The sequence below is a fragment of the Streptomyces gossypii genome (assembly GCF_025165795.1).
Classification (GTDB): Bacteria; Actinomycetota; Actinomycetes; order Streptomycetales; family Streptomycetaceae; genus Streptomyces; species Streptomyces gossypii.
Genome location: NZ_JAJAGO010000008.1, coordinates 313,625 through 327,604, shown reverse-complemented (window position 1 = coordinate 327,604; position 13,980 = coordinate 313,625). Strand labels below are relative to the sequence as shown.

Annotated in this window: 11 protein-coding genes; 4 read left to right on the top strand and 7 right to left on the bottom strand. The window is 71.0% G+C overall.

Annotated features, from left to right (window positions below; translation table 11 throughout):
* Positions 1-7 precede the first annotated feature (7 nt).
* The 4 genes from LHJ74_RS19190 (at position 8) to LHJ74_RS19175 (ending at position 5,365) form a co-directional block, all read left to right on the top strand.
* The gene (locus LHJ74_RS19190; RefSeq protein WP_260219307.1) at positions 8-769 is read left to right on the top strand and encodes an isoprenyl transferase; all 762 of its coding nucleotides are present in this window, start codon (positions 8-10) and stop codon (positions 767-769) included.
* Positions 770-1,106: 337 nt separating this feature from the next.
* Entirely contained in the window at positions 1,107-2,429 is a 1,323-nt protein-coding gene (phoH2, locus tag LHJ74_RS19185) for an RNA 5'-3' helicase PhoH2 (protein WP_260219306.1), read from the top strand.
* A 402-nt stretch (positions 2,430-2,831) separates the two neighbouring features.
* The gene (locus tag LHJ74_RS19180) at positions 2,832-3,569 is read left to right on the top strand and encodes an aggregation-promoting factor C-terminal-like domain-containing protein (RefSeq protein WP_260219305.1); all 738 of its coding nucleotides are present in this window, start codon (positions 2,832-2,834) and stop codon (positions 3,567-3,569) included.
* Positions 3,570-3,790: 221 nt separating this feature from the next.
* Positions 3,791-5,365, top strand: coding sequence for an AI-2E family transporter (locus LHJ74_RS19175; RefSeq protein WP_260219304.1), 1,575 nt, complete (start codon positions 3,791-3,793; stop codon positions 5,363-5,365).
* 145 nt (positions 5,366-5,510) lie between these two features.
* Here LHJ74_RS19175 and LHJ74_RS19170 read toward each other — a convergent pair whose 3' ends face one another.
* From LHJ74_RS19170 to fomD, 7 genes are all read right to left on the bottom strand, one after another.
* Complete coding sequence (locus LHJ74_RS19170) at positions 5,511-7,940, bottom strand: FtsX-like permease family protein (protein WP_260219303.1); 2,430 nt, start codon at positions 7,938-7,940, stop codon at positions 5,511-5,513.
* On the bottom strand, positions 7,937-8,626 hold the full coding sequence (locus LHJ74_RS19165; RefSeq protein WP_260219302.1) for an ABC transporter ATP-binding protein: 690 nt from the start codon (positions 8,624-8,626) through the stop codon (positions 7,937-7,939). The genes LHJ74_RS19170 and LHJ74_RS19165 overlap by 4 nt, the downstream gene beginning before the upstream one ends.
* Positions 8,623-9,147, bottom strand: coding sequence for a helix-turn-helix transcriptional regulator (locus LHJ74_RS19160; RefSeq protein WP_260219301.1), 525 nt, complete (start codon positions 9,145-9,147; stop codon positions 8,623-8,625). Before LHJ74_RS19160 ends, LHJ74_RS19165 begins: the two co-directional genes overlap by 4 nt.
* Before the next feature lie 178 nt (positions 9,148-9,325).
* Positions 9,326-9,457 carry a hypothetical protein gene (locus LHJ74_RS19155; RefSeq protein ID WP_260219300.1) on the bottom strand — a complete coding sequence of 44 codons (132 nt, stop codon included), beginning with the start codon at positions 9,455-9,457 and terminating at the stop codon, positions 9,326-9,328.
* 34 nt (positions 9,458-9,491) lie between these two features.
* Positions 9,492-11,906 carry a SpoIIE family protein phosphatase gene (locus tag LHJ74_RS19150; protein WP_260219299.1) on the bottom strand — a complete coding sequence of 805 codons (2,415 nt, stop codon included), beginning with the start codon at positions 11,904-11,906 and terminating at the stop codon, positions 9,492-9,494.
* Positions 11,907-12,234: 328 nt separating this feature from the next.
* Entirely contained in the window at positions 12,235-12,915 is a 681-nt protein-coding gene (locus tag LHJ74_RS19145; protein WP_260219298.1) for a class I SAM-dependent DNA methyltransferase, read from the bottom strand.
* Between the two features lie 153 nt (positions 12,916-13,068).
* Entirely contained in the window at positions 13,069-13,851 is a 783-nt protein-coding gene (fomD, locus tag LHJ74_RS19140; protein ID WP_260219297.1) for a cytidylyl-2-hydroxypropylphosphonate hydrolase, read from the bottom strand.
* Positions 13,852-13,980 lie beyond the last annotated feature (129 nt).

The window sequence follows — 13,980 nt, the reverse complement described above, 5'->3', positions numbered from 1 at the left end:
CGTTCCCATGAAGCTTCGTGACCTGGTGTACCGGCTCTACGCGCGCCGTGTCGAGTACCGCCTCGACCACGACAGGGTGCCCAAGCACATCGGGGTGATCCTGGACGGAAACCGTCGCTGGGCCCGGGCCTCCGGCGGCACCACGGAGCAGGGGCACCAGGCGGGCGCGGAGAAGATCCAGGAGCTGCTCGGCTGGTGCGCCGAGACGGACGTCGAGGTCGTCACGCTGTGGATGCTCTCCACCGACAACCTCAACCGGCCCGAGGAGCAGCTGCGACCGCTGCTGGGCATCATCGAGGGCACCGTGCGCGATCTGGCGGCGGACGGCCGCTGGCGCGTGCACCACGTAGGCCAGATGGACATGCTGCCCGACAGCACCCGGAGGGTGCTCAAGGAGGCGGAGCAGGAGGCGGGGGAGAACAAGGGGATACTCGTCAACGTCGCCGTCGGCTACGGCGGACGACAGGAGATCACCGACGCCGTACGCTCGCTGCTCGCCGACCGGGCGACCCACGGCGCCACGCTGGAGGACCTGGCCGACACGCTGACCGTCGAGGACATCTCCGAGCACCTCTACACCCGGGGCCAGCCCGATCCGGATCTCGTCATCCGCACCAGCGGCGAACAGCGCCTGTCCGGCTTCATGCTCTGGCAGAGCGCGCACTCCGAGTACTACTTCTGCGAGGTCTTCTGGCCGGCCTTCCGCAAGGTCGACTTCCTCCGGGCGCTGCGTGACTACTCCGCTCGCCACCGGCGCTACGGCAACTGAGCGCTCCCCGCATCAGCCCCCGACCGCATCAGCACGCGCCGCGCGGCGCCTTCACCCGTTCGGGTAACACGCTGGACGTACCGCGTCGGTAACCCGTTTACCGGACTGCCGTCATATGCCGGGGCATGGTCGCACCCGATCGCGGGAATATCCCAGATGGCCGTGCCCGTCCCAGGGCACCGGCCCCGGGAGGCCCGTTGCACACCACGGACGGTCGCGGCACCGCCGCGGCGGACCATGCGGAGGGCCGGAGTCCGGCCCGCGCGCGGGCCGGGCCCGGTCACTTCCCCCGCGACGCCGTCGCACCCCAACCTCATCTGAGGGGGTACGTCCACCCGTGGTGAACAGCAAGAAGCGCAATGCTCCCGGCCGGCGCACATATGTCATCGACACCAGTGTGCTGCTCGCCGACCCGTCGGCCATGTCCCGTTTCGAGGAGCACGAAGTCGTGCTTCCCGTGGTGGTCGTCACCGAACTGGAGGCCAAACGCCAGCACCCGGAACTCGGTTACTTCGCCCGGCAGGCTCTACGCAGGCTCGACGAACACCGCGTCCAGTACGGGAGACTCGACGCACCCATCCCGGTCGGGGATCTGGGAGGCACCCTGCGGGTCGAGCTCAACCACACCGACCCGACCGTGCTTCCCGCGGGCTTCCGGCTCGACGACAACGACACGCGGATCCTGGCCGTGGCCAGGAACCTCCAGGCCGAGGGGTACGACGTCACGGTCGTCTCCAAGGACCTGCCACTGCGTATCAAGGCGTCGTCGGTCGGACTGCTCGCCGAGGAGTACCGCGCGGAGCTGGCGGAAACCGACTCCGGCTGGACGGGCATGGCGGAGCTGACCCTGCCAGGCGAGGATATCGACGAACTCTTCGCCGCCGAGAGCCTCTTCGTACCCGAGGCGACGGAGCTCCCGGTGCACACCGGACTCGTACTCCAGTCGGAGAAGGGCAAGGCGCTCGGCCGCGTCACCCCGGACGGCAGGGTGCGGCTGGTGCGCGGCGACCGGGAGGCGTTCGGCATCAAGGGGCGCAGCGCGGAGCAGCGCATCGCGCTCGACCTCCTGCTGGATCCGGAGGTCGGCATCATGTCGATGGGCGGACGGGCCGGCACGGGCAAGAGCGCGCTGGCGCTGTGCGCGGGGCTGGAGGCCGTCCTGGAGCGGCGCCAGCACCGCAAGGTGATGGTCTTCCGGCCGCTGTACGCGGTGGGCGGCCAGGACCTCGGCTATCTGCCGGGCTCACACGACGAGAAGATGAATCCGTGGGCGCAGGCCGTCTTCGACACCCTCTCGGCCGTAGCGGGCCGTGAGGTGCTGGAGGAGGTGGTGAGCCGCGGCATGCTCGAGGTGCTGCCGCTCACCCACATCCGGGGCCGCTCGCTGCACGACGCGTTCGTCATCGTCGACGAGGCCCAGTCCCTGGAGCGGAACGTCCTGTTGACGGTGCTTTCCCGGATTGGGCAGGATTCGCGTGTCGTGCTCACCCATGACGTGGCGCAGCGGGACAATCTCCGGGTGGGCCGGTACGACGGGGTGGTCGCCGTCGTGGAGAAGCTGAAGGGCCATCCGCTCTTCTCGCACGTCACCCTGACCCGGTCCGAGCGGTCGCCGATCGCGGCGCTGGTGACCGAGATGCTGGAGGAAGGCCGGATTTAGGGCCATTCCCCGGGATTCCTGACAGCTGTTCAGGGCCGGGATGTGCGCGAGGGGCGCAGCAGCCTACTCGCGCACATCCCGGCTGTGCCCGTGTTTCCGAAAACCGCCAGGGCCAAACCCCCTGTGAGCTTTCCCACTCGGGATGGAATTGCCTCAACCCACCCGTGTCCGGCAGGGTGTGGTTTCTGTCAGGCCCCGCATACGGCACACGCGCCTCCATAGGTGCAGCACCCCACAAGTCAACAGCAGTTCGCCGTATGCCGCCCGAGTTACCACGCGGGCTCCTCCCAAGGGAGCCAGCCGGGCCCGTACCTCCCGTGGCCATGCACGAGGGAGGTCAGTGCCAGGGGCACGATTGCGCCCGCGAGGTCACCCCAGTGGGCGGTTCTGGAAGGAAACTGTGTGAGTCGGATCTCGGTTCGGGGATTCGCTGTGGCGTCTGCCACCGCGGTCACCACCGTCGGCGCCGTCGTCGGAGTGGCTGCTGGCAGCGAGCAGGATGACTCGACAAACGACGTTGAGGCCACTGCCGCTGACACGACGCTTCTCGCAGACATTCCCGCGGGTGACAACACCCAGGTCCAGACCGCATCCGTGACGCAGCAGGCGGACGCGCAGTCCTCCGCGGCGGAGTCGGCGGCGAAGCAGTCCGCGCAGGAACAGGCCCGCAAGCAGGCCGCCAAGGACGCGTCGGCCAAGAAGGCGGCGGCGGACCAGGCGGCAGCGGAGAAGAAGGCCGCTGCGGAGCGCGAGAAGGAGAAGAAGGAAGCGGCAAGCCGCTCGGCCGAGCGCGCCGAGACGCCGGGCGGGTCCTCCCAGACCCCGGACTTCTCGCAGCAGAGCTCGTACTCGGTGGCCGAGGTCAAGGCGATGGCCCGGCAGATCGTCGGGTCCGGGCAGTTCCAGTGCTTCTCGAACATCGTGGATCACGAGTCGACCTGGAACTACAAGGCCGAGAACCCGTCCTCGGGCGCGTACGGCCTGGTGCAGGCACTGCCCGGCACCAAGATGGCCTCGGCCGGTGCCGACTGGCGCACCAACCCGGCCACCCAGATCAAGTGGGGCCTGAACTACATGAACGAGCGCTACGACAGCCCCTGTGGCGCATGGGAGTTCTGGCAGGCCAACAACTGGTACTGAGCGCCCCCAGCCGTTCACCAGCACCATCGCGTCACCGCACCACCGCGTTGCCACAGCTGCCCCTGGACCGGAGACGGACCGGGGGCAGCTGTGTGCTCCGCGGACGCGCGCCGGACATCTCACCGTCGCGTGTACGAGAACCAGGCAACCTCGCGCGCCGGTAACGTCGTCCCCCACACGGCAGCGCACAGCCGTAGCGGGCAAGGGGGCGGAGGAAGCGGATGGCGGGCAGGGTGGAGAAGTTCCTGTACGGAGTACAGCGCTGGGCCGGCAAGATGGCCGAGCGCAAGGCACGGGCCGGAGAGACCGACGGTTCCACCGGCCCTGCGGGCGCGGACTCCGCAGCGGACGGCGGCGGCCATGGCGGCCCGAGCGGCGAGGCCCGCAGGGGCGGCAGCGGCGCCACGAAAGACACGGGTGGTGCGGGAGATACGGAGCCGCCGGCCCGTGAGCCCGATCCCGGGCAGGTTCCCGCTCCGCCCGCCTACGCTCCCGCGATAGCCAAGCAGCCCGAGCCCGCGACAGTCGTGCCCTGGGGACTCCGCGTCGCCGCCGAGGCAAGCTGGCGGCTGCTGGTGCTGGCCGGGGTCATCTATGTGCTGATGCAGGTCGTCAGCGCCATCGGCCTGCTCATCATGTCCTTCTCCGCCGGACTGCTGATCACCGCGCTGATGCAGCCGACCGTCGCCCGGCTCAGACGCCTCGGCCTCGGTCGGGGGCTGGCCACGGCCGTCACCTTCATCACCGGTTTCGTCATCATGGGGCTGGTCGGCTGGTTCGTGGTCTGGCAGGTGATGGAGAACCTGCCGACACTCACCAACCGGGTCCAGGACGGCATCGTGGACTTCCAGGACTGGGCGGTCAACGGCCCGTTCCATGTCTCCGAGGAACAGATCAACGACATCGGCAACAACCTGAGCGACTGGCTGGGGGACAACAGCAAGGCGGTCACCTCCGCCGGGCTCGAAGGCGTGACGGTGGTCTTCGAGTTCCTCTCCGGCGCGCTGCTCGCGATGTTCGTGACGCTCTTCCTGCTCTACGACGGGCCGCGGATCTGGCAGTGGACGCTGAAGTTCGTACCGGCCTCCGCGCGGGAGGGCGTGGCGGGCGCCGGGCCGCGCGCCTGGATCACGCTCACCGGGTATGTGCGCGGCACGGTCATAGTCGCCTTCATCGACGCCTTCTTCATCGGCATCGGCATCTACTTCCTTGATGTGCCGATGGCGGTGCCGCTGGCCGTCTTCATCTTCCTCTTCGCGTTCATCCCGATCGTCGGTGCGGTGATGTCCGGGGCGCTGGCGGTCGTCGTCGCACTGGTGACCAACGGCGTCGTCACCTCGTTGCTGGTGCTCGCGGTGGTGCTGGTGGTGCAGCAGCTCGAAAGCCATGTGCTGCAGCCGTTCATCCTCGGCCGCCTGGTGCGGGTACATCCGCTGGGCGTGGTGCTCGGCGTCACCGGCGGCAGCCTGATCGCGGGGATCCCGGGCGCGGTGGTGGCGGTGCCGCTGGTCGCCGTCACCAACACGGTGGTGGGCTACCTGCGGGTGTACGCGAAGGAACAGGCGCTACGTCAGCTGCCGGGGCCGCATGGGGCGACCGCTCTCTCGACGGAACCCGTCCCGGCGGCGGCGGGAGCGGCGGGTGGGGCGTCCCCACCGCCCTCGCCTGCCGACGCCCCACCCGCTCGCGGCACGGGCGCGGACGGCACCGCAGATGCCGGTTCGGACGGCGGTGGCGACCGCGAGAGCGATGGCGGTCCGGGCCCGGCTTCCCCGGAGCCTCCGCCCAGGGGCTGACTCCGCCTCGCGGCTCCGCGGGCTCTGCCGCCAGTCTTTCGCTTCGTTCTGCGTGCCGTCCTGCGTGCTGTCCGCGTCATGCACCGCGCGTCGAGGCGCGGCAGCACCTGCTCGTGCTGCCGCGCCCATTGTGCGTCCGCTCCCGTCACTCCGTACGCAGGCCGTCCGGCCGCATCAGGCGCCACAGTGCGGGCATGCTGACCACGGCCACCAGCACCACCAGCAGGCCGCCGAGGACGGTGACCCCGGCCAGGTTCCCCCAGTCCACGGCGAACGGCAGAGCGCTCATCCGCAGGAGCACGGTGCCCAGGCCCACGCCGGCGACGGCCGCCAGCGCCAGCCCGACCAGCACGGGCAGGGCCGTCTGCCACAGCACCGACCAGGCAAGCGTGGACCGCCGGGTACCGAAGGCGACCAGCACGGACAGCAGCCGTTTGCGCTCCCGCAGCTGCTCCAGCGTGGAGACCACCATGCTGGCGCCTATCAGCAGCAGAATCCCGGTCGCCCCGGCGTACAGACCGCGCTCGACCGCCCTGAACTGAGCGGTCGTGCTGGTGGCCTTCAGCGATATCGCCGTAGCCGTCGGCCCGACGGCCGCAGCGGTGTTGCGTACGAACTCCTTCGCGTCCGCCACGCCGTCATCGGTGCGCACATAGACGTCGACCGAGGCGCCCGGCATGCGCGACACGTCCAAGGCCGCCGGAGTGGCGAGGATGCCTTCAGAGGCGACGCCCATCGGGTCAGTGCGGCCCTTCACCGTGCGGGCGTCCTCGGGGACCTTCCACAGGACCGGCTCGCGCTGCTGCTTCCCCTCCGGCCTGCTGTAGTCGGGCATGGCGAGATTGACCTCGGCCCCCGGCTTGGCCCCGGTGACGGACTCCGGCTCCTCCTGGGGTGAGCGCTCGGTAACGAACACGTCGCCGTTCTCGCAGGAGCCCATCTTGGCCAGCTCCCTGAGCGTCGCGCAGTCGGCGACCGTGACGCTGTCCACAGCACCGTCGTCCGGATTCTGGTCGGCGCGGACGGCATAGCCCGTAGTCTGCCCGAACACCTGCTTCACGCCTCGGGTCTCGGCCAGACCGGCCGTGACCTCGGGCTCGGAGAGCTGGGCCGTGGCCGGGACCGTCACCAGCATCTCCGCACGTTCCGGGGACTGGCCGGTATGCCTCTGCTGGTCGTCCACGACAGCGGAGAACAGCATCTGGAGCGCGACCGCCCCGGCCACCGCCACCGTGATACCGCTGACCGCCCGGGAGGCCGTACCGCTGTCCAGCTGCAGCCGTCGCACTGCGAGCTGGACGGACAGCCCCCCGCCGCGCAGCCGCCGCGCAGCGGACTCGACCAGCCAGGGCAGCAGCGCGTTGACGCCTATCAGGACGAGCGTGACGCCGGCCGCGATCTGGTACGTCTCCACCGAGGTCTGCCCGGTCTCCAACCCGTCGAGCAGCGGCACCAGCAGCGCGAGCCCGGCGACCAGCGGCAGCAACCGCCACCACAGCCTGCGCCGCCGCACCCCGGCGTTGCGGACGACCCCGAGCGGCTCGATGATCACCCCGCGGAGGGCCAGCAGCGACACGAGGACCGCGCCGACGGGCACCCCGAATGCGATCAGCACGACGAGTCCGGCGCTCGGGCGCACATCTGCGGGGAAGGTGCCGATACCCCACAGGTTCACCTCGCCCAGAAGCTGCCGCAGCGGCAGGAAGATCGCCGCGCCGACGGCCAGCCCGAGCAGTGAACCCGTCGCCGCCTCGCCGGCGGCGACCCGTTTGGTCATCCGGGAGTCGGCGCCGACCAGCCGCAGCGCCGCCAGGCGGCGATCGCGGCGGTCGCCGCCGAACCGCACGGCGGCACCCACGAACGCGGCCACCGGCAGCAGCAGCACCACACAGATCACGATGATGAGCAGCAGCAGCAGCGCTGGGATCGGCGCGGGCTCGCTTACCTCCGCGAACTTGTCGACGCGGAAGACCGCGCCACCATGGGTGAGCTGGTCGCTGCCCGCGTAGTAGGTGAGTTCGACCGGATCCAGCAGGCCCTCATCGGCGATGGTGGCCGTGATCCTGCCGGGCAGCCGCTCTCGGAGCAGCTCGCCGTCCGCCGAGTCGAGCAGCTCCTTCAGCGCGGGGGAGACGGCCATCTCGCCCGGCCCCGGCAGCTCGCTCAGCCCTGGTGGTACGGGCGGGTCCGAGCCTTCCGGCTGGAGCGTACGGCCGCGCACGTCGGAACCGCGGTACTCGGTGTCGGTGTACGTGTAGAGGGCCGACCGGTCGGACTTCTCCGTCTCCGTCGCGCCATGGTTCTCGCGGGCCTGGTCACGGGACTCACGGGCCCCGAGCATGTGCGGTACCGAGGTGGCCAGCAGCAGTACCGCCACGCCGAGCCCGACTCCGGCGGACGTCAGCACCGTCCGCGTCCAGCCCTCGCGCCCGCCGCCGAGCGCGAAACGGGCGCCCATCGCCAGGTCGGCGACCCAGCGGCGCAGCCAGTGCGCTTCCGGTGCCGCTTCCGGTGCCGCTTCCGGTGCCGAGGGCCCGTCGAGAGGCCCCGCCGGGGCGGAGGTGGCGCCGGTCATACGGCACCCGCCATGTCCCGTGCCCTGCCGTCCCGGACGATGACCTCGCGGTCGGAGTACGCGGCGACCCGCGACTCGTGGGTCACCAGCACGACGGCCGCGCGGGTCTCACGGGCGGCGTCCGTCAGCAGGCCCATGACGCGCTCGCCGTTGAGGGAGTCCAGCGCGCCGGTCGGCTCGTCGGCGAAGATCACGCTCGGGGCACCGACCAGCGCACGGGCGATCGCCACCCGCTGGCCCTGGCCGCCGGACATCTGACCGGGCCGGTGGTGCCGCACGTCGTCGATCTCCAGCCGCTCCAGCCAGCGGGTGGCACGGGACTCGGCCTCCTTGCGGCCGACGCCGACCAGCCGCAGCGGCAGGGCGACATTCTCCGTGCAGGTCAGCTCCGGCACCAGCTGGCCGAACTGGAAGACGAAGCCGAAGTCGGCACGGCGGAGCGCGCTGCGCCGGGCATCCGACAGGGCGGAGAGCTCCTTGCCCCGGTAGTGCACGGTGCCGGAGTCGGGCGGCACGATGCCCGCCAGACAGTGCAGCAGTGTGGATTTCCCGGAACCGGAAGGGCCCATCACGGCTACGACTTCACCCGGATGGATGACGAAGTCGGCCCCGGCCAGGGCGGGGGTGCTGCCGTAGGTCTTGTGCAGCCCGCTCGCGGTGAGCAGCGCACTCGTCGAGGCCGTCATCCGCGCACCACGTTCGCGAGCCGGTCGAGGCGGGCGGCGGCGGTCTCCAGCCAGCGCAGGTCCGCTTCGAGATGGAAGAGCGCGTGGTCGCAGACGAGCTGATCAGCGAGATCGCCGTCCTTCTTGCGGCGGGTCAGCTCACGCATCAGCCGCAGGTGTTCGGCGCGCTGGGTGTCGAGCAGCTCGGCCGCGTCCCGCCCGGTGAGCAGGGCGAGCACGACCTTGGTGTAGAGGACGCTCTGCAAATACGGCTCGGGCTTCTCGGGACTGGCGAGCCACTGCTCGACGTCGGTGACGCCGGCGTCGGTGATCGCGTACCGCTTTCGCTCGGGGCCGCCGCCCGCCTCGATGCCGTCGACCTCGACGAGCCCGTTCTTCAGCAGGCGGGACATTGTCGAGTAGACCTGCCCGTAGTGCAGCTGCCGGTCGTGGCCGAACCGCTGGTCGAACGTGCGCTTGAGGTCGTATCCGTGACGAGGTCCGGATTCGAGAAGCCCGAGGAGTGTATGGCTGATGGACATGCGGGGACTATACACCATGGGTATACACCTGGTGTATACGTGCGATGTGCGGCTGCCCGGCCGCCGCGTTCAGCGGCGGTTCAGCGGGTGCGGGTACGGGCCTGCGGGAGGGGCGTGAAACACGACCTGCACAGACGCCGCCCGGGGAGTGCCGGTGAAGAGTGCCGGGACGGGCACTTCACAGCGCTGTGCGGGGTGACTTCAGGCGGCGTCCCGCCGCGAGCGCCTCGCCGACGGACAGCGCGATCCCGGCGTCCCCGAACGCGGCCAGGAGCCAGTCCGCCCGGTGCCCCACAGGCGGGTGGGGCACCGGGCGGTATGTGCGGACTGCGGCTGGGGTCTGCCTAGGGCTGCTGGGCGGACGACCCCGAGGGCAGTGCCAGTTCGAACCAGACGACCTTGCCCGTCGACAGGCGGGTGGCACCCCAGCGGCTCGCGATGCGATTGACCAGATACAGGCCGCGTCCGCCCTCGTCGGTCGCCCGCGCCTGCCGCAGTCTGGGCAACTGCGGCACATCGTCGCCGACCTCGCAGCGGAGCATGTCCGTCCGCAGCAGCCGCAGCGTGATCGGGCGTTCGGCATACCGCACCGCGTTGGTCACCACCTCACTGACCAGCAGTTCGGCCGCGTCGGTCAGCTCCTCAAGGCCCCAGCGCGCCAGTGCGCGCCGCGCCAGCCGCCGGGCCTGTCCCGCGGTCTGGGCACGCGGGTCCAGATACCAGTACGCGACATCGCTGGGGGTTATCCCGTCGAAGCGGGCGGCCAGCAACGCGATGTCGTCGTCGCGGTCCCCGGGCCCGAGGATGTCCAGCACCTCGTCGCACAAGGGCTCCAGCGGCGGCGCCGTACCCGGACGGGTAAGCCGTGCCGTCTCCGCCAGCTTCTGGCGCAGGAAGTCGATACCCGTCCACACATCGCGGGTCCGCGACTCGACGAGCCCGTCCGTGTAGAGAATCAGCGTGGCCCCCTCGGGCGCGTCGAGCTCGACCGCCTCGAAGTCGACTCCGCCGACGCCGATCGGCGCACCCGCCGGTATCCGCAGCACCTCTGCCCGGCCGTCCCGGTGCAGCAGTACGGGCGGTGGATGGCCCGCGTTCGCGATCAGGATGCGGTGGGCGACGGGGTCGTAGACCGCGTACAGACAGGTGGCCATGCGGTCGCTGCCGAGCCGCTGGGCCTGCTCGTCGAGGTGGTGCAGCACCTCCTGCGGCGGCAGGTCGAGACCGGCGAGGGTCTGCGCCGTCGTCCGCAGCTGACCCATGATCGCGGCCGAGGTCATCGAATGGCCCATGACATCGCCGACGACCAGCGCCACCCGGCTGCCGGGCAGCGGGATCGCGTCGTACCAGTCGCCGCCGACCCGGGCGGTCTCGGCCGCGGGCAGATAGCGGCTGGCCAGGGTGCAGCCGGTGGGCTGCGGCAGGGCGTCGGGGAGCATCGTCCGCTGGAGCTCGTCGGCGATGTACGCCTCGCGCCCGTACAGCACCGCCTTGTCCACACCGAGCGCGGTGTGGGTGGCGAGCTGCGCGGCGACGAGCAGATCCTCCGCGTCGAAGGCGGGGCGCTCCGGGCGGCGCAGGAAGACCGCCGCCCCGATGACGCGCCGCCGCCCGCGCAGTGGGGCGAGGATCGCGCGGTAGCCCTCCGGGATGTCACACCCAGAGCCCAGCAGTTCGGGCAGGGCGGCGTTGGCCGCGTCGGATTCGGCGAAGACGGGGCGGACGCCGCGCAGCACCTCGGCGAGTGGACCGCCCGGCCGTACCTCGGTGTGCTCCGCCGCGCTCTCTCCCGTCGAGTCCCCCCGGGCCGGACCGACAAGCGGCAGCCCGCTGCCCCTGCGCTCCTCCGGAATGCGGTCGCTGCGCCGCAGCCGCAGTACGACCGGACTGACCGGACGCTCGTCGCCCACGGGCAGCGGGTCGCTCAGATAGACGAGGATCGCGTCGGAGTACGCGGGCACGCTGGCCCGGCACAGCCCGAGCACGGTCTCGTCCAGGTCGACACCGCGTGCGATGCGCCGGGTCGCGGCGCCGACGAAGCGCAGCCGGTCACCGCCCCGGCGCTCGCGCTCGGCACTCTCGCCCGCCTCGGCGGATGTGGGTCCCGTCAGCGCCACGGCCGTGCCCGCGGGTGGGGCGAGCGCGCCGGGCGGGGGTGCGGCGGGGTCCTCCGGCGGGTGGGGGCCCGGTCTGCGCCGCCGGGTGGCGGCTCCGGGGTCGGGATCGACCGGCTCGTGGGCACCGCTCCTGTCAGCGTTCTTGGCCGCGCTCTTCGCCGTGCCCTGTCCGGTGTTCCGGGCCGTGGGCTTGGAGGCGGGTTTGGCCGTGGGCTTGGAGGTGGGCTTGGCGGCGGGTTTGTCCGCAGTCTTGCCCGCAGCCTTGCCAGTGGGTTTGGCCCCGCTCTTCGCCGGTGGCTTCGAAGCGCGCTTCGCAGCGCTTGATCCGCCCCGCGACCCGCGTCCGGCACGCTTCTGCGGCCCGTCGCCCGACGGGCGCCCCGCGCCGGGGGAGGGGGCGTCAGGAGCGGGCGCCTCGGCGGCAGGCGCATCGACGGTGTCCGCCCCGCGCCGCCGGCCGTTGCCCCGGGTGGGGGAGGCCTTCTGCTCACGAGGGTCGGGCACAGCGGCGTGCGCCGCCTCCTCCCGGCCCGGCGGCGGCAGGTCGGCGGCGCCGCCCGGCTCCTTCTCGCCGCTGCTCGGTCCCGTCGAAGGGTTCGGCGGTTCGGCTCTGCTCGCCGCAGGCGATTCGTGCTCCGTCACGCGTTGGGTTTCCGTCCGTCCGGGGCTGCGCGTCGGGCGCACCCAGAGCTTGGCGCTCGCGGCCTGGGGGGTGTCGTCAAAATGGCGCCGTCCTCCCCCCGGGCCTTGGCGGCCCGGGGCGCACCCCCTCGGAGGGCGATGCTCGCAGAGGGCACCTCCCGGCGGAGCCAGGGGGAGCATGGTGCGTGCGGCTGCAAGGCGGAGGAGCCTCCTCGTAGTTGGCTACTCGGATGATTCGACAACGCAGCGGACGTGTGCCAGGCGCCGCGAGCAAAGCGGGTACCTCCCGGGCCGCCAGGCCCAGGGGGAGGGACTTCGACGGCGCCCCCTAGGGGCGTCGTCTGCAGTGCAGGAAGAGCTGGATCTCTGGTGGTACTTCCGTGCTGGCCGGGGCAAAGGCATAGGATTCCTCCCCCGCGATCTCGAAGCCCGCATCGAGTACGATCCGGCGCAAATCGTCCCGAAGATATCCGGACACCCGGATCGTGTTACCCAGGAACGGTATCGAGAAATCGTTCACATCCGCTTCCACCATTCCCAGCGCTATCGGGGCACCCGGACGCAGCTGACCGTGGAGCATACGCAGTGCGTACGGGATCTCCACCTGCGGGAGCATCAGCAGCGAGAAGAAGGCGGCGACACCGTCGAACGGACCGAGTTCCCGGCGCTCCATATCGGCGATGTCGACGCGGTGGAACTCTGCTTCCGGAACGTTGCGATGACACAGCTCCAGCATGACGGGGGAGAGGTCCGTGCCGACGACATGGTGTCCGGCGTCGACGAGCTGACGGGCCGTGGGAAGCCCGGTACCACAGCCCAGATCGAGTACGCGCGAGCCCGCGGGCAGCTGCTTCGCGAGCCAGGCGCCCGCGATGAGCTGGCCCTCCTTGTGCGGGAAGGCGTCGTCATAGCGGTCACCGATCGCGTCGAAGGCCTCGGCCTGACCGCTACGATCCAACTCGGACCGGTCGTACTCATCGTACGCTCCCGGTCCGTCAGTGCTGCCCATGTGCGGGCTCCTCTCTGGCCACATGCCAAGTCCCCGAGAGGGGAAGGGAGTTGTGCAGCAGCTTTCTTCCGGAGGTTGATCCTACGTTTCCTCCAGGGGTCCGCATCAAGAGGTGCAGTGAGGTTGTCGCCCGGCTGTGATCGACGAGGCCCCTCATGGTTCGGACCTTTCCGCCGGCGCGGGCACGAAAGGCTTGCCGGGCCGTCCGCCCGCTCCGCGCGGCCCTGTGCGTTCCATGGCCGCCGGGTCGCGGTCCCAGTCGTCCGGAAGCGGCGGCACCGCCCAGTGCGGGTCCGGACGCCAGTGCTCCCAGCCGTCCGGGAAAGGCGGGCGCCAAGCGCGGATCGCCTCGACCGCCGCACGGCCCGCCGCCCGTACCCGCTCCGCCTGTGCCTCGTCCATCAGCCCGGCGAGCTGGGCCTGCTCGAACTCGTCCTCGTCGAGCAGCTCCCAGCGGCCGTCCGAGGACACCGCGATATCGAGGAAGTGGTCCTCGGAATCGATGCCGCCCGCCCAGCGTCTGTGCGGCTCCTCCAGATTCACGTAGTAGTTCTTGAACCGCCAGTCGCCGTCCCAGAACAGCCACACCGACCAGGCGTCACCGGGGCGGGCCAGCTTCAGCACCCCCGTGCCCCTCCACCACGACAGGGCGGTGGTGCGCGGCTTCGTATAGCGGGTGGACAGCGGCTCCAGGTGCAGCGGGGTGCCGTCCGCCAGCTCCGGTTTGACGCAGGCGGTACCGGGAGCGAGCCAGACCGCCAGCAGCGCCGGGGTGTCCTGGACGACGGTCACGGGCCGGCAGATGTGCGGATACCGGGAGCCGTTGGCACGGTAGCGCCACAGGATCTGCTCTCCGGGCGCCCAGCGGGTGCCCGGGGAATCGCCGGGGGGATCGCCCGGACCGCTCGCCCGGGGGTCCACCGTGTCCGCTGTCATGGGCAGAGCCTAGTTGGACCCGTACGCGACCGCCGTGACCTGTGCCGCAGGGCACCCGTTCGGGTGCGGAAAGAGAGCGGGCACGGCACGTCGTCCGGCCGATTGCGATACTGCGCCGCCGCGGCACCC

Excerpts from the sequence above, each read along its gene's own strand:
- LHJ74_RS19190 (WP_260219307.1), top strand. The coding sequence starts at position 8 with ATGAAGCTTCGTGACCTGGTGTACCGGCTCTACGCGCGCCGTGTCGAG.
- LHJ74_RS19175 (WP_260219304.1), top strand. The coding sequence starts at position 3,791 with ATGGCGGGCAGGGTGGAGAAGTTCCTGTACGGAGTACAGCGCTGGGCC.
- LHJ74_RS19170 (WP_260219303.1), bottom strand. The coding sequence starts at position 7,940 with ATGACCGGCGCCACCTCCGCCCCGGCGGGGCCTCTCGACGGGCCCTCG.
- LHJ74_RS19165 (WP_260219302.1), bottom strand. The coding sequence starts at position 8,626 with ATGACGGCCTCGACGAGTGCGCTGCTCACCGCGAGCGGGCTGCACAAG.
- LHJ74_RS19160 (WP_260219301.1), bottom strand. The coding sequence starts at position 9,147 with ATGTCCATCAGCCATACACTCCTCGGGCTTCTCGAATCCGGACCTCGT.
- LHJ74_RS19145 (WP_260219298.1), bottom strand. The coding sequence starts at position 12,915 with ATGGGCAGCACTGACGGACCGGGAGCGTACGATGAGTACGACCGGTCC.
- fomD (WP_260219297.1), bottom strand. The coding sequence starts at position 13,851 with ATGACAGCGGACACGGTGGACCCCCGGGCGAGCGGTCCGGGCGATCCC.